Below are 24,672 nucleotides of genomic sequence, written 5' to 3'. Positions count from 1 at the left end.
GAAAGCAGTCCCGTTGACCGATCTGCCAGGGCGACGTCGCCCAAAAAGACGTCTGCGCAGGCCCTAGACGCTGCCCGTCAGGCCATCTCCGAGCTCGGTGCCGATGCAGATCGTCAAGCGCTTCTGGCACGAGCCGATGCAATCTGGAAGCGCCAAAGCTGTGTCAGCCACTGACGCAGCGCCCTGTGGATATATTGCAATTAAGGGTACAGAATCTGCCGAAAACGCTTCCAATCCGCAGAATCTGATTAATTAGGGTACAGTGACAGCTGCGCTGTCGAGCGGGTCCGCATGGGCGGCATGGCTATCGGCGGCGTCGGGCGACACACGTTGGCTTTCTGGGAGCGTCACATCGAGATCCCGCGCGTGGCGCTCGTCGAGACACGCGGTTTCGAGCTGCAGCGTGACCATGTGAAACCCATATTGTTCCGTCAGTCGATGATAGGCCCGGTTCAGCAGGTCTGAGGCCTCTGCGGGCTCACCATGGCGGATATGGGCAGAAAATGCGTGCTTGCCGCTGGTCAGCGTCCAGGCATGCACATGGTGAACATCCAGAACCCCGTCCTGGCCGTTCAGGTCCGCCATCACAGCCTCGAGATCCGTTCCCTCTGGCGTGCCTTCCATGAGAATGTGAACCGCTTCCTTGATGACGCCGACGGAGGCCCAGAGGAGAACCACCCCGAACGCCATGCCGAGGATCGGGTCAATCGCCAGAAAGCCGGTGAACTCGATCACTAGAGCGGTGACGATGATCAGGAGGCTGCCGACAAAGGTCTGGATGATGTGCCAGAGCGCACCACGGGCATTCAGATCGTCCTTGCTCGATTGCCACATCAGCCCCAGCGAGATCACTTCGGTGACCAGGCCTCCGAAGGCGACCCAGAGCATGGGACCCGTGGCCAGGTGAATCGGATTCCCGAGCCGCATCGCGCCCATCCAGATCACCAGTAGCGCCATTCCCAGAAGAAAGCCGCCATTCACCAGTGCCCCGATGATCTCGGCGCGGTACCAGCCGAAACTCCGCGCCGAATCCGCCGGGCGGCGCGCAATGCGCTGCGCGATGATGGCCACGAGAACGCCGCCAACCGCCGACAGGGTGTGAAACGCATCCGACAGGACGGCAATCGAGCCAGTCCAGAGCCCGACGGCCAGTTCAATCACGAAGTAGACGCCGGTGAGCCAGGCCGAAATCACAAGGGCCTTGCCGGAACTCGGCATGTGCCCGGCGTGAGAATGACTGGCCATATCAGCTCTCCTCCCCTTGTGTGCCGGTCTTTCGCGTCGCGGCGAAGAGAACCGACAGGCCGGTAAAGCCACCGAGCGCAAGCGCGGTCCATGTGGCAGTGCGGGCATCTCCGTTCATCGCCTGGTTGCCCATGTGAGCGAGCAAAAAACTCGCTGGAATAATCCCGGCCATCGTGGCCAGCGCGAACCTCCAAAGATGCAGCTTGCTCAGACCTGCGGCGTAACTGATCATATCGAAGGACAGAAACGGCAGCAGGCGACTGCCGAAGACCAAGAAGGTCAGAGTGTTCTGCGATCCGAACAGGCCTGTGTTAATCTTCTGACCGAGATGACGCTCAACGAAGGGACGACCGAGACCGCGGGCCAGACCAAAAGCGGCAAGCGCACCGAGTTCCGCGCCAAGAACGACAAAGAGTGTCCCGAACGTGTGCCCATAAGCCGCTCCGGCGGCGAGTGCGATCGGCGCCGAGGGCAGGGGGCTTGCCACGATAGCGATTGTCATAAGCGCCACGATAACAATTGGTCCGGCAAGACCTGCCGCCTCGATCCAGCGGTCAATTTCCGCGCGATCCGGCAGGCGAATGTCAACGCCAAGGACGTCCGGGAAGGCCAATGCGACGACTCCCATCAGGAACACCGCAATAAGAAGGATGCGCATCATCATGGATCAAAACACGGCATAGAGCAGAACGAAAAACGTCGCTGCCAAAAGGTCAAAGGCCACGCAGAATGGAATATACCAGTTCGGAATCCGGGCGAGACGATAAGAATTGTGGTGTGACATGTCCCAAAGGGCGTGCAGGGCCAAGCCCAAGGGAAGGAAAGCCCAATGCCATATCAGCCCCAAAAAGGCTGCCGAGCCGAACAAAAGGGCGACGGCGAGCTCTGCCCAGAACACGCGCGCTCTGCCGTCCGCGGCGCCAAAGCCGATATAGGCACCGCCAATCAAAGCAAGCGTGATCGAAGCAAGAGCTATCGAGCTCTTTTCATCCAAAAACAGGTGAGCCGGCATTGTGAGCAAGACAAACAACACGCCAACCCATACGGGAGATTTCAAGATATCCCCGTGTCGATGGTGCGATACGTGATCGCCTGTCTTTTCGAAAATCTGTGCCATGGCTTTGTACCTAGGGATTCCAGCAACTGGAAGGTCAAGGGCTATTCATCCACGCGCGCAACGCAGCGCTCACTCAACCGTTCCACGGTGAGGTCAAAGGACCGATATCAGGACGTATTTGACGCTGACGCCAAGCTCATGTCCGACGCGCGTGGCGATTTTCAGTCATCTTTCGCCTTCTGCCAGACTTGCTGGCAGGCTGAGTAAAGAAACGTCGCTGACCAGGTCAGCAACATGAAGCCCAAAAGCGATTGCAGCATCAGCAACAGTCGAAAGGGCCCGACCACCTCTATGGACGAATAGCCAAGGGTCGAGAACGAGATGCCCGTAACATAGAGAACATCCTGAAACATCGGCGGGCTGTTGCTGAACGATTGCGGCAGAACGCTTGCCACCACCATCGTGTTGAACACGGCGAGCGTCACAAGTTCCAATACGTGCAGCAACAGCAACGCGGAAAACGTCAGGATGATCCGAAAGCCGGAGCCATCCGACCGCTGCGGGGAAAACTTCAGAATGCCCGACAACGCATAATGATGGACAATTCCCATCACGATCGCCGCGCATATTCCGACAAACATAGCCATCAACTCGGTCATACACCCAAACCCGTCTTCCTGTTCAAACAGGTCAATTTGACCATACATCAGGCTTTTAGCACAACGGGACCAATTGATTCTTCACTGGTCAGGCCAACGCGGGGGGCAACCCGTTCAGGGCGACATCCACCGGAACGGTTGGCAAGTTCGATGCGATCCAGCCAGGCCCTTCGCCTGATCCCAACATCCCTTCCGAGATATCGGCGTAGCCCGAATAACCAGCTTGTCTCAACGCTCGAAGCAGCGATGCGGAGCGTCCGCCAGTGGCGCAGATCAGTCCAACAGTGCGATCACCGCTCAGTTCCTTGGCCCTGAACAATCGGTCCGGAAAACCGGACGCGTGCATGCTTATCGGCCATACACCAGCACCTACGCCGGTTTCTTGCCACTCTTTGTGCGTTCTGACATCGATGATCCGCGCCGTATCCGATAGAAGCGCGTCAAAGGCATTCTCTGCCGACCAGACAGATCGGCTCTGCGCCAACAGCGGTGACGCCGTGACGGTCAGCACCATCATATGAGCACCCAGAACGAAACGGCGCCGGTTCAAATCAAGAGCCATATTCGAAAACCTCATCCTTTGATCGGTTGCGATCCCAAAGGGCACATAACATACCCGCGACGCTACCCGGGAGCACGATACGGTGCAGGCACAGATTTGTATCCATCTGTAGCAAGGGACTGACCTGATACAAACGGCTACAATTCTACCCATGAAACACGGTGCAACGATGATCTAGGAAGGACGCCATGGGACCGCCACCTCATATCCTTATCGTGGACGACCACGCTCAGATACGCGAAAGCGTCGCGCGCTTCCTGGAGAAGAATGGAATGCGCACGACCGTCGCCAGGGATGCCGTGGAGATGGATGCCAAGCTGGCCACCGGTCACTTCGACCTCCTCGTGCTCGATGTCATGATGCCGGGCGAGGACGGTTTGTCGGTTTGCCGCAGACTTGCGCCAGAGGGTGATCTTCCGATCATCATGCTGACGGCGCTTGGTGAGGAAACGGATCGGATCGTGGGGCTGGAAATCGGTGCGGACGATTATCTGGCCAAGCCGTTCAATCCACGAGAACTGCTCGCCCGCATCAAGTCGGTTCTTCGGAGAAGCAACCGCAACGAACCTGTGGCCGGAAGCCTCGCTGGCAGGAAAGTTAGTTTTGCGCATTGGATACTGGATACCGACCGGCAGGTGCTGATCGATGAGACCGCCACAGAGACGCCATTGACGACCTCCGAGTTCAAATTGCTGGCGGTCCTGCTGGAACGCGCGAGGATGGTGCTCAGCCGTGACCAATTGCTTGACCTGACCGCTGGTCGGACGGCAGGCCCGATGGATCGCACCATCGACAATCAGATCAGCCGCCTCCGCCGCAAAATCGAGCCGGATGTACTTAGGCCCAGTGTCATCAAAACGGTGCGGAACGGCGGATACTGTCTGGCTGCCGATGTCGAGGATGCGCCGTGATGCGCCGTGCGATGAGGTCTCTGAGCGGCCAGTTGATCTTGCTTGTGGTCGCGGTACTTGTCATGGCCCAGGCGATCAGCCTGTTCCTGTTCGCTGACGAGCGCAGCCTTGCGATCCGTGCTGCATTGGGGTTTGAGGCCGCGGGTCGCGCAGCGAATGTCGCGCGGTTGATCGAGGAGGCTCCGTTGGATCTGCAGGACTCGATCCTTCGCGCGGCGAATTCGCCTCTGATCCGGTTCGATCTGTCGGACGCTCCGATCGTGGATCACACCGGTCACTCGGACGGCGGCATCGTGGAAGCGCGAATACGCGCCCTGATGGACGACAGCTACAGCCGGGACATTCGCATTGAATTGCACGAGGTCGAAGGCGAGTTGCGGCCCCTTCCCAACCTCTCGGACGAGATGACGGAAATGCATCTCGCGATGATGCGCGGAGAGTTGACGGCGGTTGAAATGAACCTGTCGATCGCCATCAAGGGAGCGCGCTGGCTGAATGTCGGAACGCGGTTCGAGCGTCCGCCAATCCAATGGCCTTTCTATTCGATGCTGACCTTCGGAATTTCCGCCGGACTGCTTCTGGTGGCGATCTTCTGGTTTGTCTTGACGCGCCTGACACGTCCTCTTCGGACACTGTCCAAGGCCGCGGACCATCTTGGCCGAGGCGAAGATGTGGGCGAATTGACGGTCGCAGGACCGACCGAGGTCAAGGACCTGACCGTCGCCTTCAACCGCATGCAACGACGGCTGACCCGGTTTGTCAGTGATCGTACACGTATGCTCGCAGCCCTTGGCCACGATTTACGCTCGCCGTTGACTGCCATGCGTGTCCGCGCGGAGCTGGTTGACGAAGAAGAGACGCGGGACAGCCTCATCGCATCGGTCGAAGAGATGCAGAGTATGGTCGAAGCGACGCTCACCTTTGCACGCGGCCTTACCGGATCCGAAGGTGCCGAAGTGGTCGATCTGCGCAATTTTCTGGACAGCTTGTGCAGCGATATGGCGGCACACTGCACCTTTGCCCCGAGTGATGATGTTGCCGTGCGGCTTCGACCCAACGCGTTCCGAAGGGCACTGAGGAACTTGCTTGAGAACGCCGTTCGCTACGGTGGTGCCGCAAAAGTCAGCTGGGCGACCCACGGTTCGAACCTCGTACTCAACATCGATGACAATGGGCCCGGCATTCCCGTCGACCAGTTGGAAAAGGTCTTCGATCCGTTCTATCGCCTCGAGCAATCGAGGTCTCTGGAAACGGGCGGTTATGGGCTTGGGCTCTCAATCGCGAGGACAATCGTCCAATCCCATGGCGGCGATATCCAGCTGGTCAATCAGAACAGCGCGGGTTTGCGCGCTGTTGTCACCATCCCGTTGGATGAAACCGAACTGATCGAAGGAGAAACAGATGAAACTGAACGCGTTGATCCTGCCGTTGCTGGCCAGCTTGCCCGCCAGCATGGCGCAGGCTGATGGACCAGGCTCCTGGACGGGGCACATGTGGGGCAGTGGCTATGGCTTTATGGGCGGCTTCATGATGCTCGCCTTCTGGGGTGCGCTGATCGCATTGGTGGTGTTTCTGGTGTTCAGGCTGCGGGACAATGGCACCCGTCCCCCGGACTCGGACGCGCAGGAAGCGCTCAGGCGCCGCTTTGCAAATGGGGAAATCGACGAAGAAGAGTTCCGTCGCCGCAAAGCAACGCTCGACGAATAGACCCCGCCGCGGACGCCAAAGCCGTCCGACGCGACGCCCACCGACGCTGAATAGGAAAGAACGCCATGGTCCCGGAAATTGGTCACTTCGCACTGGCCCTCGCACTGGCGCTTGCGCTTGTTCAGAGTGTTCTACCGATTGCAGGTGCGTCGCGTAGAAATGCCGTCTGGATGAAATCCGCCCAGGCGACGGCAATAGGACAAGTGCTGTTTGTGGCCATCGCCTTCGCAGCGCTGATGCAGGCTTTCATCGTCAGCGATTTTACCGTCAGGAACGTCGTCGAGAACTCCCATTCGCTCAAGCCAATGCTCTACAAGGTGGCCGGGACCTGGGGCAGCCATGAGGGTTCGCTGCTGCTCTGGATCCTGATACTCGCGGTGTTCGGCGCGGGCGTCGCCTGGTTCGGATCGAACATCCCCGCCGAGACCAAGGCGCGCACCTTGTCGGTGCAGGCGTGGATCAGCGTCGGCTTCCTGTCCTTCCTGCTGCTGACGTCGAACCCCTTCGAGCGGGTGTTTCCGCCGCCGCTCGACGGCAATGACCTCAACCCGTTGCTTCAGGACATGGGTCTCGCCATGCACCCGCCGCTCTTGTATTTCGGGTATGTCGGCTTCTCCATCGTGTTTTCCTTTGCCGTTGCGGCTCTTCTGGAAGGGCGCGTCGATCCGGCCTGGGCCAGATGGGTCCGCCCGTGGACATTGGCCGCGTGGGTCAGCCTTACGGCAGGTATCGCTCTTGGATCGTGGTGGGCCTATTATGAACTGGGCTGGGGCGGCTGGTGGTTCTGGGACCCGGTCGAGAACGTGAGCTTCATGCCCTGGCTTCTGGGCACGGCGCTGCTGCATTCCGCCATCGTCACCGAAAAGCGCGACGCGTTCAAAAGCTGGACCATCCTACTTGCCATCCTGACTTTCTCGCTTTCGCTGCTCGGGACGTTCATCGTCCGGTCAGGCCTGCTTACATCCGTGCATGCCTTCGCCGTCGATCCAGAGCGCGGGCTTTACATTCTGGGTCTGCTGGCCGTGTCCATCGGTGGGTCGCTGGCGCTCTACGCCTGGCGGGCGCCCGAAATGGAGCCGGGTGGTCTGTTTCGCCCGATCAGCCGCGAGGCCGGGCTGCTCGTGAACAACCTCATTCTGGCCGCCGCTACGGGAACGGTCCTGTTCGGGACGCTTTATCCACTGATCCTGGAGGCTGTCACCGGGGACAAGATCTCGGTCGGTCCACCTTTCTTCAACGCGGCCTTCATTCCGATGATGCTGGCACTGGTCGTGTTCATGGGTCTTGGTCCATTCCTGTCGTGGAAGCGGGCTGATATCGCCGGTTTGCTCGATCGCATCCAATTCGTGGCCGTGCTGGCGGTCATTGCAGCCTTGGCCGCATGGTATCTTCTGAACGGTGGGCCGATCATGGCCTATCTTGCCATCCTCGGCGCAGCGTGGCTGCTTTTTGCGACCCTGCGGGAATGGGCGCTACGCATCCGTCTGTTCGAGGTTTCCCTTGCAGAGAGCGCGAGACGCGTGCGCAACCTGCCACGCGCCTCTCACGGTATGACGCTTGCCCATGCCGGCGTCGCTGTGTTGATGATGGGGATGATCGGCTCGACCGGATGGAAGAGTGAGGAGATCGTCTTTGCCGCCCCCGGGACCGAAGTCACGATCGCCGGGTTCGACATCACCTTCGAAGGGGCCGCAAAGGTTCAAGGGCCGAACTACATCGCGGATCGCGGCACCCTTGTGGTGCGTCGGGATGGCGAATTGGTCACGACACTTTTCCCGGAACGGCGGTATTACCCGGTCGCGGAAAGCCAGACGACGGAGTCGGCCATCCGCTCCACATTGGCGGGTGATCTCTATACGTCGATTGCAACGCCAGCCTCCGATCAAGTGAACAACGCCGGAGCATGGACCCTTCGGATCCTCTATGAACCGCTCGTCAACCTGATCTGGATCGGCTCGATCCTGCTGGTGATCGGTGGCTGTTTGTCCTTGTCGGATCGCCGTTTGAGGGTCGGGGCGCCGCGCCGTGCCAAACAGCCAGCCACCGATGCCGTTCCTGCCGAGTAGGAGAGAAGATGAAACGTCTCATTGCCGGGCTGCCGTTTATTGCGGCGGTCATATTCGGTGGGTTTTTTCTCTGGGGGCTCAATCCCGACCGGGATCCCAACGAGATCCCTTCCGTCCTGATCTCGCAACCGGCCCCGGCGTTCGACCTCGATCCCGTGCCGGGGTTGGAGACACCCGGCCTGGCCCGAAGCGATCTTGTCGGCAACGAACGACCGGTCGTGGTCAATGTCTTTGCGTCCTGGTGCGTGCCCTGCCGCGCGGAACATGCCGTGTTGACAAGATTTGTCGAACGAGACGGCATGCGGTTGTTCGGAATAAACTACAAAGACAAACCTGAGGATGCCGTGAAGTGGCTCAATGACCTCGGCAATCCCTACGAGCGGATCGGGTCCGACCTGTCGGGCCGGACCGGGATCGAATGGGGCCTGTCGGGCGTGCCGGAAACCTTCATCGTCGATAGCGATGGCACCGTTTTGTTTCGCTATGTCGGGCCGGTCGTGGGTCCGGACGCCGTCGAACGGTTCACGCAAGCCCTGAAGCAGGCAGGCGCACTGCCAAATGGAGCAGGTTCATGAGACAGTTGATTTTCGCGTTTTGCATCGGGCTCCTTCCCTTTGCCGCCAATGCGGTGGAACCGGACGAAATGCTGACCGACCCGGTATTGGAACAGCGTGCGCGGGAGATTTCCAAGGATCTACGATGCGTCGTCTGTCAGAACCAGGACATCGACAGTTCGAACGCGGGTGTGGCGCGGGACTTGCGTCTGCTCGTACGCGAGCGCCTGGTCGTTGGAGACAGCGACGCGGAGGTGATCGAATACATACGGGCGCGGTACGGGGATTACGTGCTGCTGAAACCGCCTCTGGAGCCTGCGACCTACGCGCTTTGGTTCGCTCCGATCGCTTTCGTTCTGATCGGGGTTTTCGTTGGTGGCGGGCTACTGATGAGTCGGCGAAAGCAAGAGGCATTTGAAGACTTGGGCTCGGAGGATGAGAACACCGTGTCCGAAATTCTCAGGCAAAACGAAGCGGGGGATGCGTCATGATCTGGGGTATTTTCGTTCTTTTGACGCTGGTCGCAATCGGAATTGTCCTCTACCCGCTGCTGCTGTCCAAATCGAACACTCTCACCAGAGGGGATGCGGTACCGGCGATCCTCGCCGATCAGATGCGGGAAATCCAACGAGACATGGACCGCGGTTTGATTTCTGAACAGGAAGCTCAAGCGGCCAGACTCGAGATCAAGAAACGGATCCTCGCGACGACCCGCAATTCGGAAGAAAAAGCCGGATCATCCCGTAATGGTGGCAGAGTCACTCTCGTTGTCGCGGCGGTCCTCGCGCCGGTTATTGCCGCGGGCTACTATCTGACGATGGGATCGCCGGAGGTTCCTTCAATGGCCTTCGCTGCCCGTGCAGAGGAGCGGGCACAGACTGATGAAGTGACGGCGCTGGCAATACAACTTCGCGAAAGGCTTGTATCCGATCCGACCGGCGACCCTAGCGAAGGGTGGATGCTGTTGGGCCAGACCTATCAGCGCATGGGCAGAGCAGCCGATGCCGTCGAAGCCTTCGAAGTCGTTGCCGAACGGGAGGATGCCACCTCCGCGACATTCTCCATGCTGGCAGAGGCTGTCGCGGTTGCCAATGACGGCGTTGTTATTCCACGGGCGAAATTGGCCATTGATCGCGCTTTGGACCTTGACCCATCCAATCCTGCGGCAACCTACTTCGAGTCTCTGTATTACTTTCAGCAAGAAGAGACGCGTAAGGCCTACGATCTGCTTGTTTCACGACTGAATCAGGAAGAGGCTTACGTTCCCTGGATGGAGACCTATGCAGCGCAGATCAACCGGATTGCAGCGGCAGCTCGACCTTCCGGTCGTCAATCTACCCAGCGGGCCGACGTCGCAACCAGGCCCGAGTGCCGCAGATGTCGCGGCGGCGTCGGAGATGAATGACGCGGATCGCGCGGAGTTCATCCGATCGATGGTCTCGCGGCTGGCCGAGCGTCTTGAGGATGAACCGGACGATCTGGATGGTTGGATGCGGCTGGCAAATGCCTATACCGTCCTTCAGGAGCCCGATCGCGCCGTTGAGGCCTACCGCAAGGCTGAAGCGCTGTTGGAGCAGCAGCCCGCCAGTGATCCTCGGCGTGCGGCGGTCCGTGCCGCGCTTGAGCGGCTCGGCGGCTGACTACTGCTCGGTGTCCCGGTCGAGCAGGTCACTCCTGTCCGGCAACCTTTGCGGAAACATCCCGACCACTGGCTTGCGCCAAGGCGTTCATCACGTCCTCGGTTTTTAGCAATTCGGACAGCACAATGCCATTCGGTGCCGATGGTCCGTAGACGGCATTGAAGGGGATGCCGTATCTGCCGAAACTCTCAAGGTAGCGGGAAATGCGCGTGTCCGGGCGTGTCCAATCTGCCTGCATCGCCGTGACTCCAGGCGCTTCAAGCGCGCTCCGGACTGGCTCCCGATCGATGATAAGTGTCTTGTTCGCTTTGCAAGTCAGACACCAGTCAGCGGTCACATCGACAAAAACGACCTCTCCTGCGGACACGCGTTTCGCTATTTCCGAACGATCAAATGCGATCCAAGCCATTGCCAACTGCGGCGTCGAACGCGCAGGTGCTGATTGCTGCAAGAGAGGACCTGCGGCAATGGCCAGGACAAGGCTGGCTATGGCAATAGACCACCTGAATTGGGACTGCACATTCGGGAGAGATAGTATCAGAACGGCGAGACCGGACAACGCCGCGACCGCGATGACAGACGCAAGCCCGGCGACACCGTCGAGCACCCAGAACAGCCACACGGCGGTTGCAAGCAACAAAACCCCCATGACGCTTTTGATGATCAGCATCCATCGACCAGGCTTGGGCATGAATGCGACCAGACGCGGGAACGCGGCGATGACGAGATAGGGCAGGGCGAGGCCGAGCCCGAGGCTCGTAAAGACGATGAGGATGTCCACGCCACGCCCGGCCAAAGCAAAGGCCACCGCGGTGCCGAGGAACGGTGCCGAACAAGGCGTCGCCATGACGGCACCGAACATGCCAGTGAAAAAGTCGGCGGAATACCCGTTGCGTCCTCCGGCCCCTGCAAGCCGCGTCTGCATGCCGTGTGGAAGGGCGAACTCGAACGCTCCGAACAGATTTGCCGAAAAGACGAGCAGGACAGCGATCATCGCCGCAAGAAACAGCGGGCTTTGAAACTGCAAACCCCACCCGACGCTGAGGCCTGCCGTCTGGAGCGCCCAGAGGACGAGCGCCAGACCCCACATGAACGTCATGATGCCGGCGCTGGCAGCGACGAAACCGAACCGGACACGGGTTGTGTCGTGATCGGTGTGTTTGAGCACAGACGACACCTTGATGGACAGCACCGGCAGCACGCAGGGCATCACATTCAGGATCAATCCGCCCAGCAGCGCGATCGCGGCAATCCAGATCAGTTCCATCATGTCCGGTGTCGTGGCGGCCAGTTCAAAGGGTGGTGCTATTCCTTGCGCCACGCGATCCGCGATGATCGTGAAGGCCCGGTTCTCGCCGTCGGTGACGGTAATCGACGGAGCCACTGTCACATCCGTATTCGACGAGAGGATCGGCAAGCGCGCCCAAAGCAAACGATCCTCTTCTCCCAAACGGATATCGGGTTTGCCAAGCGCAACACCCATACCCAGTTCGGGAAACACATCCGGCGACTGGAGTGGTTCATCGACGCGAAGGCTGACGATCAACTCCGTGAGGTCTTCGTCGATGAAGGCATTTGCCTCGCTGACGCCGCTCGTCTTGGCCCCTTCGGGGACGCGCTCGGAAAACGTACCGATCAGCCCAGCCGAAGTGCTGTCGATGACGTTGCCCCGTCCGAGGCGAAGTGACAGGTCAAACTCTTCCGGGACACAGACATTGGAGCACACCAGCAGTTTGACCTGCGCGGAAAGAGTCACAGGTGCGCCGGGATCTTTGAGCGTTATGCGCAGCGGAAAGACGACTTCACCCGCATAACCAAAATTTTCGATGCCGAAGGCGGTGAAGCGCGTCGGGGCGGGCCACATGAATTCGACATCTGCGACGTTTTCGGAACCGCTCCATTCGACCGAAGGCGGTATTCCCACCTCGCCCGGCGACCGCCAATAGGTCTTCCAGTTTTCGTTCAGTTGAAGGTGAAGCCCGGCTGACAGAGTCTGTGTGTTCTCGGGAACGCCGTCCTGTACACTAATGAGATGCGCGGTGAGTGGCGCGCTCTGGTATTCAGCAGAGGTTGCTGCCGCGACACTTCCAGAGACAACGGCCAGGAGCACGAAGGGAATAAGCAAAACCCGTCGCAGGATCAAAAGGCAATCGATCAAGATACCTGCTTCCTTCCCATATTTTCCGCAGATTTCGCCAGGACGGCGGAAATTGCGTCAAAGTCCACCTGTGGCAAAACCCTGACGACCGTCCGCACAGACAATTCGCGCAACGCCAGTCGCAGAAGATGAAAGGGTTCGACACCCATCCGGCAGAAGGTCTGACGCTTGCTTCGTGGACACGATAGCGCCGCGATCCGAGCAGTCTTCAAGACTTCCTGCACATCCCCCAAGCATGAAACCCGACAACAGCAACGCGCCTACGCGTACCTTCCCGCGCACATCACGGCCTGTCGCGGACCACGACTGGAATCGCGGAGGTTATGGGCTCGGTCGTTTCCTCGATAGTATCCTTTGCCTTGTCGGAATGGCACGATTTTCCCATGAACTTGTGCATCACGAGATGCGCCCCAACGCACAGCAGGAGCGGGGCGAAAGCCGCTGCATTGCCCCACATGCCCGCCAATGTGCCGCCGGCAAGAAAAAACCCCGCAACGGGCAGCAGCATGACGACGCAACACGCCATCATACCATAATGCATGAGCCTGTCCGTGATCGGCTTTTTTCTGTGGCTGTGGTGGTCCATGACACCCTCTTTGTCTCGTTCCCGGCGTCATTTGCGACCCTCCAGCAGGGTAAGGTCAAGGATACAAATGGATACACTTCTCGCGGCCTTGTCAGGTTGCCTGATGCCGGGTCTCCCTTAAAAGACATGTACAAACCGTAGGCTAGGAGTGTGTCATGACGACATCGCGAAACAACAAGATCAATCGACGAAGCCTGTTGGGGTATGCGGCTGTCGCTTTGGTTGCACCAAGCGTGGTTCGAGCCGAAACCATTCGCCGCAACATTTCTTCTTTCCGAGTTCATGACTGGCAAGATCACTTCGACGCACTCGGAAAGGGGATCATCATCTCCGATACCGTGACGAAGGCGCTCCAGCATTGGACATCAGATGGCGAAATGCGGATCTACCCAACGTCCGTTCCGCTGACCGACGAACTCACCAAACGCGGTTACACCGAAGTGGTGGAAAAACGCAAAAACCCCAGCTGGGCGCCAACGCCCTCCATGCGCGAACGCAATCCGGAATGGCCGGCACGTATCGAGGGGGGTGATCCGGAAAATCCCTTGGGAACCCGTGCACTTTACCTGTCGTGGCAGTATTATCGTATCCACGGAACACAGGATACGCGCAAAATTGGCCGTCGGTCGTCAAACGGCTGCATCGGTTTGTTCAACGCACAGATCGAGGAAGTTTTCGAGCGGGCACCCGTCGGCACTCAAGTCAAACTCATCTGACCCAACGGGCAAGGCGGAAGATACAGGCATGGACAAATTGACTGCGCTGATTGGTGCCGTTTTTGTTATCGGCGGGGGTTTTGCCGTTTGGCAGTTCGTTGGAGCCGAAGATACAGCGGTTGGCCACTCCATGACGCCGCCTGACACAAGTGAGATCGCTGAAGGCGGCCCGATCGTTCAGGTCCAGCTGCCGGACGAACTTTCGCAGCAGGCGGCGCTTGGAAAGAACATATTCGAGGCAAAGTGTTCTGAGTGTCACGGTGAAAATGCTGCCGGTCAAAACGGTGTTGCGCCGCCTCTTGTGCACAAGATCTACGAACCAAGCCACCATTCGGACATGGCCTTCGTTTTGGCTGCACAAAATGGCGTCCGGGCGCATCACTGGAATTTCGGTAACATGCCGAAGATTGAGGGGTTGACCCAAGGAGACGTCAAGATGGTTGCCGCCTATGTCCGCGAACTACAGCGGGCCAACGGGATCAACTGATGCGTTGGTCGAAGACAAGCCAATGGATTTGTCGATGATTCTTGGCCTTTTCCTTGTAGTTCTCGGGTTGCCTGAGGTACCAGCCAATCATGGCGAAGCATCCTTGGCGCAAGAAGTTCACCCTCACGAAGTTGTAGGGTCATCGACGAACGAAGCCTCTGACCACTGTCATCCGGGACTCGATTGCTCTGTCCCGGTAGCGGTTTTGCTTCAACCAAAAGTGGCTTACGAGCCTCACTTTCTGAAGGCCGTCATGCATGACGGCGCGACCCTACAAACCGAGTTGCGCCCCACCAACGATCCTCCACCGCCGCGACGGTGGGTCTGATTTCACATCGCTCGAAAAGCAGACCCAAAGAAGGATCGAAGACATGAAAAAGACGACTATCGTAGCGGCAGTGTTGATTGCAGGTACTGCGGTCACGGCATTCGCGCATAGCGGTGCCACCGGCATCGTGAAAGAGCGCATGGATGCCATGCTTGCAATGGGGAAGGCGGTCAAGACCGTGGCCCCGATGATGCGGGGCGAAACGGCCTATGACGCAGAAACAGTGCGCGATGCCGCGCGCCTGTTCCAGCAGCACGCCGGTGAGAGCATGACAAAGCTGTTCCCAGAGGGCACAGGGGGCATGCCCTCGGAAGCCAAGGACGAGGTGTGGACCGACTGGGAGCGCTTCGCGGCATTGGCAAGTCAGCTGGAAGAATACTCTGAGGGCCTGGAACGCGCAGCCGACAATGGATTGGGCGGCATGAGCGGCAATACCTCCATGGATGGCGCCTCGATGATGGGCGGCGGGTCAATGATGGGAGGCGATACAACCATGATGGGCGGGAGCACGATGATGGGCCGAGGCGACATGATGGATGCGGCCGCCATTGCCGAAATGCCCGCCGACGCAGCATTCGCGATGACGACCCAGGTCTGTTCCGCATGCCATGAACGCTTCCGGGCGGAAGAAGACTGACCATGCGCCGGTTCTTGACACTCGTCAGCGGGGCCGCCGTGCTGGGCGCGGCCAGCCTCGGCGTCGTGATTGCATGGCCTGTCGGCAGTGCAGTGACTCCGATTGCAATAGAGGGCAATGTCGACCGGGGCGCATATCTGGCGCGCGCCAGTGGGTGCATTGCCTGTCATACCAATTTTGAAGCGGGCGGCGCACCACTTGCCGGAGGGGCGCCGCTCGAAACCCCGTTCGGAACGTTCTACCCGCCCAACCTGACGACAGACCCGGAACATGGCATGGGCGAATGGACGGCAGAACAGTTCGCAAAAGCCGTGCGGCAAGGCATCGGCCCCGATGGAACGCCGTACTATCCGTCTTTCCCGTACACCTTCTATGCGGATTTTTCTGATCAGGATATCGCTGACCTCTGGGCGGCGTTTCAAACCGTGCCGCCCGTGGACGAGCCTGCACCAGAAAATGATGTCAGCTTCCCATTCGACCAACGATGGGGGCTGAAGCTCTGGCGAGCGGCGTTCTTCTACGATCCGGATACCGAACCGATTGAAGGGCGAAGCGACGCATGGAATTGAGGACGGGAATTGGTGCGCGGTGCGGCACATTGCGGAGCCTGCCATACGCCGCGCAATCTTGCGGGAGGCCGCGATATCGGTGCTTCCTTTGCAGGCAACGCCCAGCTTCCCGGTGGCAGCAAGGCCCCCGCGATACGGCCAAAAGACCTGGTCAAAAATGACTGGACGGTTTCAAACCTCGCTTATGCGCTCCAGACCGGCATCACCCCTTCGGGCGATGCTTTCGGCGGCAGCATGGCGGAAGTGGTTCGCGAGGGAACTCGGTTTCTGACACCTGCCGATCGCGAAGCGATGGCGCTTTTCCTACTGAACAAGGACACGGTCGAGGCGGAGAACTCCGCTTCGAACTAACATCACGCGGGGGCGACACGCCCCCGCTTTCTCGAGGATCGAAATGAAACAAACACGTCGGGATTTCTTGCGCAATGCAACTCTGGCGGCCTGTGCGGCCGCCATCCCGCGGTCGGCTTATGCCGCAACCCCGTTCGAGGACGTGGTTACCAAGGTTGCGCGTCGACAACTTCTTCCGGACACCTACCCGGAAACAGAGATCTGGGGCTATGACGGTCTTGTTCCGGCCCCGGAAATCCGGGTTGCACAAGGCGATCGGGTGCGTCGCAGGTTCCGCAACGAGGTACCCGATCCCAGTTCGGTTCACTGGCACGGAATCCGGATCGATAACGCGATGGATGGCGTTTCAGGACTGACCCAGAAAGCCGTGGCACCAGGTGAAACCTTTGACTACGACTTCGTCGTACCAGACGCGGGCACCTATTGGTATCACGCGCATAATCGCTCATACGAGCAAGTCGCGCGTGGTTTGCGCGGTGCCTTGATCGTCGAAGAGGCCGATGGGCCGGACATCGACCGCGAGGAAGTCATCGTTCTGGAGGACTGGTTGCTCGACCCTGAGAGCGGGCAGCTGTTCGACAATTTCGAACAGCCTATGATGATGAGCCATAGTGGACGTACCGGCAACTTCATCACGACCAATGGGCGCTATGACCTGACCTTGCCCGCGAAGCGTAACGAACGCATTCGCTTGCGCATCATCAACGCAGCTAGCGCGCGGATTTTCCCGCTGAGGCTATCGGGGGTGAGTGGCTGGACGATGGCCCTGGATGGGATGCCTATCGGCCAACCCCAGCCGGTTGACGGTGAATTGATCCTCGGTCCCGCACAGCGCGTGGACCTGATCGTCGATGTGACCGCAGACGAAGGCGGAACCGCAGAGGTGCTGCGCATCGGCGATGATGATCAACTGACCCCGCTGGTGACTTTTTCCGTCGATGGCACAACCAGTTCAGTACCGAGAGACAAGCCGCTGCCGCTGCCGCCGAATCCCGCGGCACACGCGCCGGACCTTGCCGAAGCGCGTGATTTGCGACTGGTCATGTCCGGTGGAGCAATGGGGCGGATGCAGTCTGCCATGCTCGGAGGGGAACGCCTTGGGTTTCGTCAGCTTGCCCAGGCGGGCAAGTTCTGGGCCCTGAATGATGTCGCCGAAATGACCGACACGCCATTGGCCGATCTATCCCTGAACGAGCCGGTGCGCTTGAAGATCGAGAACCAGACCGTGTTCCCACATGCGATGCACCTGCACGGAATGCATTTCCGTGAGCTGCGCCCCGACGGCGCGTTCGGACCGATGCGCGACACGATCCTGTTGGCTGGCAACGAGTCCCGCGAGATCGCCTTTACGGCGGACAATCCCGGCAAGTGGCTGTTCCATTGCCACATGCTCAGCCACGCCGCGTCCGGCATGACAACCTGGATGCGGGTCACATGAGGTATCTCGTTTGGTCCGTTCCGATCACTGTTGTCGCAGCCGCTTTCACCTATTGGCTCTCGACCAGTGCATCCTCGGATGTCGGCAGCGCGTCCAAGGCGGAGAGCTCCGACATCCAAGAAGGCGCGTTGCTCTACGCAGACAACTGCGCGTCTTGTCATGGCGCAAATCTGGAAGGCCAGCCGGAATGGCGAACGCCCGGCGCGGATGGGCGCCTGCCAGCACCACCGCATGATGAGACGGGTCACACCTGGCATCATCCTGACAGCCTGCTCTTCGATTACACAAAACTGGGGGGTGCGGCGCTTCTGGCGCGTCAGGGTGTCGAATACGACAGCGGAATGCCGGGTTTCGCAGACGTGCTGACCGACCAGCAAATTCACAACATCCTGGCCTTCATCCGGTCCACCTGGCCAGACCGCGTTCGCGAAGTCCAGGCCGCGCGGACAGAAGCCGACGAACAACGGGGAGATAATTAAAATGCGTTTCAGACAAGCCTTCACGACTGTCGCGATAGCTGCCTTGCTTCCGATACCGGTACTCGCCGACGAACTGTCAGAGTCCCGGGTCAAGGAACTTGTGCTCGAGGCAATCCGCGAGAACCCGGAGATTGTCATGGAGGCCGTGGCGATCCTCGAACAGAGGCAGGCGCAAGCGCAGGAGCTCAGTCAGGCCCAAGTTCTGAATGACCAGCGCGATCTGATCGAGAACGATCCGAATGCGCCGGTTCTCGGCAACCCGGAAGGGGACGTCACCGTTGTGGAATTTTTCGACTACAACTGTCCCTATTGTCGGCGGGTCAAACCCGAGGTGCGGGCTTTGATCGAAGAGGATCCAAACATTCGCCTCGTCTATCGTGAATGGCCCATTCTCGGAGACGGATCGGTGTTCGCCGCGAAAGCGGCCTTGGCAGCGCGCAAGCAGGACAAATACGAAGAGTTTCACTGGGCGATGATGGGGCTGGAAGGCCGCGCGGAAGAGGCCTCCGTGCTGCGCGTTGCCGAGGAGATCGGCCTGGATATCGCGCAGTTGCGCAAGGACATGGAGGCCCCCGAGGTCGAAGAGCACATTGCGACATCCATGCAACTGACCCAAGCTCTGGGCTTCAACGGCACGCCGTCTTTCGTGATCGGTGACGCGCTGGTGCCTGGCTTTGTCGAAAAGGCGCAGCTTGCCGACTTGGTCGAAGAAGCCCGCAAAGACGAAGACTGAAAGTTCTTGCCCGGACCGCCCCTGGGTGGTCCGGGCACTGCATCAAGCGGCCGCAGGTTCCACGTCATAGCCCGCATCCCGAATGATCGCTTGGACCTGATCGGCTGGTAACACGCTGTCGACACGCACTTGTCGGGCAGAAAGGTCACATTCTACGCCTGCATTCGGATCTGCGGTTTTCACTGCGCTTTCGATTGCTGCGGTGCAATGCCCACAGCTCATGTCCGGAACGCTGAACTTCATCGGAACCACTCCTTGATCTGATTTCTGCCGGTGACATGGGGCTTCCCCGCGCTGGAAGGTCAAGAGAAGAAATTTATTTGGCGCCCTCCCATTGACCCTCCAGTTACTGGAAGCCCTACATTCCACCTCGAATGGAAAAACAGGTGAAACATATGCCCGAACCCAAACAGATCAGCCTGCCGATCGAAGGCATGTCATGCGCGTCCTGTGTCGGCAGGGTCGATCGCGCATTGAATGCAATCGACGGCGTAGAGGATGTGTCGGTGAATCTTGCATCCGAAACCGCGCGTATGAGCGTGGACGCGCTCAAGCGCGTTCCGGAAGTCATCGAAACTCTCCGCGAGCTGGGCTACCCTGCGCGGACGGTCAGGGCCGAACTCACGATTGCGGCCATGTCCTGTGCCTCTTGTGTCGGGCGGGTCGACAAGGCGCTTGCCGCGGTGCCCGGGGTGGTCGAGGTGAACGTCAACCTCGCCTCCGAGACGGCGACGGTGGTTTACGTCGAAGGTCTTGTCACGACATCCGATCTGATCGATGCAAGCGGCGCGGCAGGGTATCCGGCCACCGTGGCAACGGCCCAAGCCGGTGACGACAGGGTTGCGCGCAAGGAGGAAGAGGCTCTGGCGCTTGCCAAACGGGTCACCTTTGCAGCCATCCTCGCCTTGCCGGTCTTTTTGATCGAGATGGGTGGCCACGTCATTCCGGCCGTTCATATGCTTATCGAGACCACGATTGGTCAGCAGACGAGTTGGCTTCTTCAATTCGTTCTCACGACAATCGTTCTCTTCGGCCCGGGCCGGACGTTTTACACCAAGGGTTTCCCGGCCCTATTCCGGGGCGCGCCCGACATGAACAGCCTCGTCGCGGTCGGCACCGGGGCGGCTTACTTCTATTCCGTAGTTGCGACATTCGTACCATCGGCCTTGCCTGACACGCTGCGCTCTGTCTACTTCGAGGCGGCAGCGGTCATCGTCGTCCTCATCTTGCTGGGGCGTTTTCTTGAAGCGCGCGCTAAGGGGAGAACGGGCGCGGCCATCCAGAAGCTGCTGGGGCTTCAGGCGCGGACCGCACGCGTGATGCGGGACGGTGAAAGCATAGAGATCGAGATCGATGCGCTAGTTCAGGGTGACATCGTCATCGTGCGCCCTGGTGAACGCATCGCGGTTGATGGCGAGGTCATCGAGGGGACCAGCCGCGTCGACGAAAGCATGCTGACAGGCGAGCCGATTCCCGCTGAAAAAAGTGCCGGAGATCCGGTGACCGGCGGGACGGTCAATGGTGCCGGAAGTCTGCAATTCCGCGCCACCCGGGTCGGCGCCGACACAACCCTGGCGCAAATTATTCGCATGGTCGAAGAGGCCCAGGGCGCCAAGCTGCCGATCCAGGGATTGGTCGACCGGATCACGCTTTGGTTCGTACCTGCCGTCATGGCGATCGCGGCGGCGACCGTGCTGGTCTGGCTGGTTTTCGGGCCTGATCCGGCCCTGACAATGGCGCTGATCGCCGGTGTGTCGGTGCTGATCATCGCGTGCCCCTGCGCGATGGGGCTTGCGACGCCGACCTCGATCATGGTCGGGACGGGACGTGCTGCGGAAATGGGTGTCCTGTTCCGCAAGGGCGACGCCTTGCAGCAACTTGATTCCGTTGATGTGGTCGCCCTCGACAAAACAGGCACGGTGACCGAGGGGCGACCCGCACTGACTGACCTGGTGCTGGCCGAAGGGTTCGATCGTTCAACAACGCTCTCGAAGATCACCGCCGTGGAGTTGCTCTCCGAGCATCCTGTCGCGGACGCCATCGTCCGTGCCGCGCGGGCCGAGGGCGCACCTCTTGCGGGGGCCGAAGGCTTTCAATCGGTCACAGGTTACGGCGTGCGCGCCGTGGTCGAAGACGTGGAGGTGTTGGTTGGGGCCGACCGCTACATGGCGCGCGAAGGCATTGACGTCTCGGCATTGACTCCAGAGGAAACGAAGATCGCAAGCAAGGGTCGCACGGCGCTTTACGCTGCCATAGATGGACGTGTCGCCGCCGTGATCGGCGTCGCCGATCCGGTCAAACCGGCAAGCCGCGCAGCCATCGCAGCGCTGCACGAGAAGGGTCTTGCGGTTGCGATGATCACAGGGGACAAACGCGAAACCGCCGAAGCCATCGCCCGCGAAACCGGCATCGACCATGTCGTTGCCGGCGTTCTGCCAGACGGCAAGGTCGCGGCGCTTGACGGTTTGCGCGAAGGGAACAAGCGCATCGCCTTTGTCGGCGACGGGATCAATGACGCCCCGGCGCTGGCGCATGCCGATGTGGGTATCGCCATTGGCACCGGCACTGATGTGGCCATCGAGTCCGCGGATGTCGTCCTGATGTCCGGCGATTTGCGCGGCGTGGTGAATGCCTTCGAAGTGTCGCGGCGAACCATGCGAAACATCCGGCAGAACCTGTTCTGGGCCTTTGCCTACAATGTCGCGCTGATTCCGGTCGCCGCCGGGGTGCTTTATCCGGCCTTTGGGCTGCTCCTGTCACCAATTCTCGCGGCGGGCGCGATGGCGTTGTCGTCGGTGTTCGTTCTAACCAATGCCCTGCGCCTGCGAGGTATCGCGCCGGCGATGGACGAGCAGCGCGCAATCCCGGCAGAGCTGGCAGCTGTCACTCCTGCTCCAGCAGAATAACGGAGGTTCGACATGAACATCGGAGACGTTTCCCGACAATCGGGTGTGCCCCCAAAAACAATCCGCTACTACGAGGAAATCGGGCTGATCCGCCCGAACCGAAGTGAGAACGGCTATCGCGCATTCACCGAGAACCACGTTCACAAGCTGGCGTTTCTCGGTCGAGCACGGGCCTTGGGGTTCACCATCGAAGATTGCAGGACGCTTCTGGCTCTCTACGAGGATGAAAACCGCGAAAGCGTTCAGGTGAAAACGGTTGCGGAAGACCATCTTCGCCAGATCGAGGAGAAGATAGAGAAACTGCAATCCATGAGAACGACGCTTACCGAGCTTGTGGAGAAATGTGCCGGGGATCATCGTCCGGATTGCCCGATCCTCGCAGATCTCTCACCTGTACGAATGTCCGAATAATCGATGCCGGTTCGGCACGTTTCAGAACCAAATTGCGCGGACCGGCATCCAGATACCCATGAAGATCATCATCAGGTTTTCCGTCAGCGAAATGAACCCCAGCGGGACGGAACTGTCACCGCCGACGCAGGCGCATTTCAACTCCCGCTTGTCAATGTAGACAGCCTTGAATACGCTGACAGCGCCGACCGTGCCGATAAACAGGGCGACAGGCGCCGAGAGCCACAGCAGCGCGCCGGCAGTCATCAGGACACCTGCCAACGCTTCGCCGAACGGATAAAGCTTGCCGTATCGTACCCATTTGCGCGCCAGCAGATCGTAGTTGAGGAACATCGTCGAAAACCCTTCGACATCCTGCAATTTCTGGATCGCGAGAATGGTCATGGACAGCGAAATGAACCATTCGAACCCGCGCAAGGTAAAGACCGACCCGTACTGGTGCCAAGACAGGCCCAGTGCCAATAGCGCGGCGACGGAAAAGATCGCGATGACCGGCTGGTAGGTCGTGTCGCTTTGCTCTTCCTCGGGTGGGTCGATGTCAAAGAACACCCTGAGATCATCGTAGCCGCCGATCCGTTCTCCGCCGATGAAGGTCTGCGGCGTCGTCTCGACCCCGTGCTTCTCCATGAAAGCATCGGTGTCTTCACGGGTCTCAAGCGGATGGTCTTCCACCTCGAAGCCTTGCCGCTCCAGCAGGTCTTTCGATTTCAGACCGTAGGGGCAGACATGGCCCGGCATGACCATGCGATAAAGCTGCGCGGATTTACTGTCTGTGTCCCGGGGCATATGCTTTCCTCCTTATCCGGCGCAGGTGAATTGACCACGGAACCCGGCTTCGTAGTCGGTTCCGCGCTGACGATCAGATCGGTCAGGTCACCGTCTGTCTCTACGATCTCGGCCGATAGCGGGCCTTGAGAAAACGCATTTTCGCCCTGCGCATCCAGGCGCACCAGGTCACCGCTGATCTTCATCGCGGCCCCAGTCCCTTCGCCGGTCTCACCGGTCACCAGCACGGCTGGACTGTCCGAGGTGTAGGCAAATCGGCAGTCTCCACCATTCGGGAACACCGCTGCGATTTCGTCTTCCGTCAGAAACTCGGGATCGATTTTTGACACGACCTCCGTTTGAAGCGCCTGTTGCGCATCCACGACCTGTACCGGCGTTCCGGTCGGCGTGGCCGATGCCTCACCGTTTGCGCCAATGTCAGCAATGAGGTAGCGCATTTCGGCGATTTCCTTGTCCTGCGCATAGATAATGTCGTCTGCGAGCCCCCGGACGCGCGGGTCGGTGATCTCGGCACGAGTCGACGTCATGATGGCGATCGAGTGGTGCGGGATCATGGCGCGCATGTAGGACCTGTCCTGCACCGTAAATTGCCCGCGTACCAGCCAGAGGCTTGCCGCAAAGACAAGTATGGCGCCCCCGAAGATCGCGATGTTGGCTTTGGTGTTCTGATACATGGACAACATGTACGCCAACATGATCACGGCCATGGTCGCCCCCATCAGGATGGCCATGTAAAGGCGTGTCTCCGAAAAGAAGATATGGCCCCAAAGATAGGTGTTCAGGTACATCAGAACGAACATGACCACGGTCGATGTTCCGATCATCATAAAGAACCGTGAGTAGTGCATTTCCAGTCACCTCCTTGCAGTTCTCTGTAAAACAACAACATTCCAGCGCTGGAGAGTTCCAAAAGCGCGAATTTTCGTAGTTTCAAGGCAACAAAGGCGCGTCGTTTGCCCCGGTTCACGGCTTCTTTTCTTTGCCCCTGACGCGCACTGAATTTTCATGGGTCCGAGGAGATCGCGCCATGCAGAATTTCACGAGACGAGAATTGATTTGTGCCGGAGCGATGGGTTGCTTTCTGCCCACAATTGCCTGGGCCCACAAAGTCAAATTGCCCGAACGGTTCGAACCGCAATTGGTAAACACCCGTCGTGGTGACTGGGTTAAAGACGATGTCCACGTCGTTCCCGACGATTTTTTCCTTTATTTCATGCTCGAGGACGGGATGGCGATCCGCTACGGGGTCGGGGTAGGGCGCAAAGGTTTGTACGAACCCGGAGAGTTCACGGTAGCGCGCAAGGCCAAATGGCCATGGTGGCGGCCAACGAACGCCATGATCCGGCGCGAGCCACGCAAATACGCGAAGTACAAGGATGGGCTGAAAGGCGGGCCAAACAACCCGCTCGGGGCCCGCGCGCTGTATCTCTATGATGATGAGGGACGCGATACCTATCTTCGTATTCATGGAACCAACGCTCCGGAAACCATTGGATCGGCCGTGTCGAATGGATGCGCGCGGTTGACGAATGAACACGTAAAAGATTTGTATGATCGCGTAGAAATTGGCGCCCGCGTCTTCCTGTATCCCAAAGTGACAACGGCGTGAGGAGCGTTCTGTCGCCTTGAAGTTCCTCTTCCGGAAATGGCACAAGTGCGGCAGTTGGCGAAAGCCAGTCCATCATT

Annotated in this window: 27 protein-coding genes and 1 pseudogene; 18 read left to right on the top strand and 10 right to left on the bottom strand. The window is 59.3% G+C overall.

Annotated features, from left to right (window positions below):
* Window positions 1–252: 252 nt before the first annotated feature.
* The 5 genes from ACXADQ_RS00810 to ACXADQ_RS00790 form a co-directional block, all read right to left on the bottom strand.
* On the bottom strand, window positions 253–1,245 hold the full coding sequence (locus tag ACXADQ_RS00810; RefSeq protein ID WP_475313984.1) for a cation diffusion facilitator family transporter: 993 nt from the start codon (window positions 1,243–1,245) through the stop codon (window positions 253–255).
* Window position 1,246: 1 nt separating this feature from the next.
* Window positions 1,247–1,909: a TVP38/TMEM64 family protein gene (locus ACXADQ_RS00805; protein WP_092813037.1), complete on the bottom strand. Its 663-nt coding sequence runs from the start codon at window positions 1,907–1,909 to the stop codon at window positions 1,247–1,249.
* 3 nt (window positions 1,910–1,912) lie between these two features.
* The gene (locus ACXADQ_RS00800; RefSeq protein ID WP_012187041.1) at window positions 1,913–2,362 is read right to left on the bottom strand and encodes a DUF6010 family protein; all 450 of its coding nucleotides are present in this window, start codon (window positions 2,360–2,362) and stop codon (window positions 1,913–1,915) included.
* Window positions 2,363–2,523: 161 nt separating this feature from the next.
* Window positions 2,524–2,961, bottom strand: a complete 438-nt coding sequence (locus ACXADQ_RS00795; protein WP_012187040.1) for an ion channel — start codon at window positions 2,959–2,961, stop codon at window positions 2,524–2,526.
* Window positions 2,962–3,049: 88 nt separating this feature from the next.
* Window positions 3,050–3,523 carry a rhodanese-like domain-containing protein gene (locus tag ACXADQ_RS00790; protein WP_475313973.1) on the bottom strand — a complete coding sequence of 158 codons (474 nt, stop codon included), beginning with the start codon at window positions 3,521–3,523 and terminating at the stop codon, window positions 3,050–3,052.
* A gap of 188 nt (window positions 3,524–3,711) precedes the next feature.
* Here ACXADQ_RS00790 and ACXADQ_RS00785 point away from each other — a divergent pair, with 188 nt between their 5' ends.
* The 8 genes from ACXADQ_RS00785 (at window position 3,712) to ACXADQ_RS00750 (ending at window position 10,401) form a co-directional block, all read left to right on the top strand.
* The gene (locus ACXADQ_RS00785; protein WP_275394925.1) at window positions 3,712–4,434 is read left to right on the top strand and encodes a response regulator; all 723 of its coding nucleotides are present in this window, start codon (window positions 3,712–3,714) and stop codon (window positions 4,432–4,434) included.
* Window positions 4,434–5,900, top strand: a complete 1,467-nt coding sequence (locus ACXADQ_RS00780) for an ATP-binding protein (protein ID WP_475313963.1) — start codon at window positions 4,434–4,436, stop codon at window positions 5,898–5,900. Before ACXADQ_RS00785 ends, ACXADQ_RS00780 begins: the two co-directional genes overlap by 1 nt.
* Entirely contained in the window at window positions 5,836–6,141 is a 306-nt protein-coding gene (locus ACXADQ_RS00775; RefSeq protein WP_222481198.1) for an SHOCT domain-containing protein, read from the top strand. Before ACXADQ_RS00780 ends, ACXADQ_RS00775 begins: the two co-directional genes overlap by 65 nt.
* Before the next feature lie 65 nt (window positions 6,142–6,206).
* A complete protein-coding gene (locus tag ACXADQ_RS00770) occupies window positions 6,207–8,207 on the top strand; it encodes a heme lyase CcmF/NrfE family subunit (protein WP_012187039.1) in 2,001 nt (666 codons plus the stop codon).
* A gap of 8 nt (window positions 8,208–8,215) precedes the next feature.
* Window positions 8,216–8,782 carry a DsbE family thiol:disulfide interchange protein gene (locus ACXADQ_RS00765; RefSeq protein WP_009807483.1) on the top strand — a complete coding sequence of 189 codons (567 nt, stop codon included), beginning with the start codon at window positions 8,216–8,218 and terminating at the stop codon, window positions 8,780–8,782.
* A complete protein-coding gene (locus ACXADQ_RS00760; RefSeq protein ID WP_009807484.1) occupies window positions 8,779–9,252 on the top strand; it encodes a cytochrome c-type biogenesis protein in 474 nt (157 codons plus the stop codon). The genes ACXADQ_RS00765 and ACXADQ_RS00760 overlap by 4 nt, the downstream gene beginning before the upstream one ends.
* Window positions 9,249–10,166, top strand: a complete 918-nt coding sequence (gene ccmI / locus ACXADQ_RS00755; RefSeq protein WP_475313947.1) for a c-type cytochrome biogenesis protein CcmI — start codon at window positions 9,249–9,251, stop codon at window positions 10,164–10,166. The genes ACXADQ_RS00760 and ccmI overlap by 4 nt, the downstream gene beginning before the upstream one ends.
* Window positions 10,159–10,401, top strand: coding sequence for a tetratricopeptide repeat protein (locus ACXADQ_RS00750; protein ID WP_475313944.1), 243 nt, complete (start codon window positions 10,159–10,161; stop codon window positions 10,399–10,401). Before ccmI ends, ACXADQ_RS00750 begins: the two co-directional genes overlap by 8 nt.
* Before the next feature lie 28 nt (window positions 10,402–10,429).
* On the opposite strand, the gene ACXADQ_RS00745 is transcribed toward ACXADQ_RS00750, so the two are convergent.
* Together ACXADQ_RS00745 and ACXADQ_RS00740 are read right to left on the bottom strand one after the other, a co-directional pair.
* On the bottom strand, window positions 10,430–12,559 hold the full coding sequence (locus ACXADQ_RS00745) for a protein-disulfide reductase DsbD family protein (RefSeq protein WP_475313941.1): 2,130 nt from the start codon (window positions 12,557–12,559) through the stop codon (window positions 10,430–10,432).
* Between the two features lie 283 nt (window positions 12,560–12,842).
* Window positions 12,843–13,145, bottom strand: a complete 303-nt coding sequence (locus tag ACXADQ_RS00740) for a DUF2933 domain-containing protein (RefSeq protein ID WP_043754567.1) — start codon at window positions 13,143–13,145, stop codon at window positions 12,843–12,845.
* Window positions 13,146–13,300: 155 nt separating this feature from the next.
* On the opposite strand from ACXADQ_RS00740, the gene ACXADQ_RS00735 reads away from it, so the two are divergent.
* The 7 genes and pseudogenes from ACXADQ_RS00735 to ACXADQ_RS00705 all read left to right on the top strand — a co-directional run bounded on the left by ACXADQ_RS00735 (window position 13,301) and on the right by ACXADQ_RS00705 (window position 18,883).
* Window positions 13,301–13,861 (top strand): L,D-transpeptidase, encoded by a 561-nt coding sequence (locus tag ACXADQ_RS00735; RefSeq protein ID WP_043754569.1) that lies wholly within the window; start codon window positions 13,301–13,303, stop codon window positions 13,859–13,861.
* A gap of 28 nt (window positions 13,862–13,889) precedes the next feature.
* Window positions 13,890–14,348, top strand: coding sequence for a c-type cytochrome (locus tag ACXADQ_RS00730; protein ID WP_043754571.1), 459 nt, complete (start codon window positions 13,890–13,892; stop codon window positions 14,346–14,348).
* 371 nt (window positions 14,349–14,719) lie between these two features.
* Entirely contained in the window at window positions 14,720–15,313 is a 594-nt protein-coding gene (locus tag ACXADQ_RS00725) for a c-type cytochrome (RefSeq protein WP_007803403.1), read from the top strand.
* Window positions 15,314–15,315: 2 nt separating this feature from the next.
* Window positions 15,316–16,233: pseudogene (locus ACXADQ_RS00720) on the top strand (c-type cytochrome).
* Window positions 16,234–16,276: 43 nt separating this feature from the next.
* Window positions 16,277–17,671, top strand: a complete 1,395-nt coding sequence (locus ACXADQ_RS00715; protein ID WP_475313932.1) for a multicopper oxidase family protein — start codon at window positions 16,277–16,279, stop codon at window positions 17,669–17,671.
* The gene (locus ACXADQ_RS00710; protein WP_058123693.1) at window positions 17,668–18,150 is read left to right on the top strand and encodes a c-type cytochrome; all 483 of its coding nucleotides are present in this window, start codon (window positions 17,668–17,670) and stop codon (window positions 18,148–18,150) included. Before ACXADQ_RS00715 ends, ACXADQ_RS00710 begins: the two co-directional genes overlap by 4 nt.
* 1 nt (window position 18,151) lies before the next feature.
* Window positions 18,152–18,883: a DsbA family protein gene (locus ACXADQ_RS00705; protein ID WP_058123692.1), complete on the top strand. Its 732-nt coding sequence runs from the start codon at window positions 18,152–18,154 to the stop codon at window positions 18,881–18,883.
* 42 nt (window positions 18,884–18,925) lie between these two features.
* Here ACXADQ_RS00705 and ACXADQ_RS00700 read toward each other — a convergent pair whose 3' ends face one another.
* Window positions 18,926–19,126, bottom strand: coding sequence for a heavy-metal-associated domain-containing protein (locus ACXADQ_RS00700; protein WP_024099389.1), 201 nt, complete (start codon window positions 19,124–19,126; stop codon window positions 18,926–18,928).
* A 152-nt stretch (window positions 19,127–19,278) separates the two neighbouring features.
* Between ACXADQ_RS00700 and ACXADQ_RS00695 the strand changes: the two genes are divergently transcribed.
* Both ACXADQ_RS00695 and cueR read left to right on the top strand, forming a co-directional pair.
* On the top strand, window positions 19,279–21,789 hold the full coding sequence (locus ACXADQ_RS00695; RefSeq protein WP_475313921.1) for a heavy metal translocating P-type ATPase: 2,511 nt from the start codon (window positions 19,279–19,281) through the stop codon (window positions 21,787–21,789).
* 12 nt (window positions 21,790–21,801) lie between these two features.
* Entirely contained in the window at window positions 21,802–22,200 is a 399-nt protein-coding gene (gene cueR, locus ACXADQ_RS00690) for a Cu(I)-responsive transcriptional regulator (RefSeq protein WP_058123691.1), read from the top strand.
* Window positions 22,201–22,221: 21 nt separating this feature from the next.
* Here the strand turns inward: cueR and ACXADQ_RS00685 are convergent, their stop codons facing one another.
* The gene (locus tag ACXADQ_RS00685) at window positions 22,222–22,944 is read right to left on the bottom strand and encodes a glutaredoxin (protein ID WP_058123747.1); all 723 of its coding nucleotides are present in this window, start codon (window positions 22,942–22,944) and stop codon (window positions 22,222–22,224) included.
* Window positions 22,908–23,834: a DUF305 domain-containing protein gene (locus ACXADQ_RS00680; RefSeq protein ID WP_306434225.1), complete on the bottom strand. Its 927-nt coding sequence runs from the start codon at window positions 23,832–23,834 to the stop codon at window positions 22,908–22,910. Before ACXADQ_RS00680 ends, ACXADQ_RS00685 begins: the two co-directional genes overlap by 37 nt.
* Before the next feature lie 179 nt (window positions 23,835–24,013).
* On the opposite strand from ACXADQ_RS00680, the gene ACXADQ_RS00675 reads away from it, so the two are divergent.
* Window positions 24,014–24,595, top strand: coding sequence for a L,D-transpeptidase (locus ACXADQ_RS00675; RefSeq protein ID WP_082645005.1), 582 nt, complete (start codon window positions 24,014–24,016; stop codon window positions 24,593–24,595).
* Window positions 24,596–24,672 lie beyond the last annotated feature (77 nt).

The organism is Thalassovita sp. ABM4_323 (genome assembly GCF_056158665.1).
The sequence above is the reverse complement of the archived record's forward strand: the minus strand, read 5'-3'. Positions and strand labels throughout refer to the sequence as shown.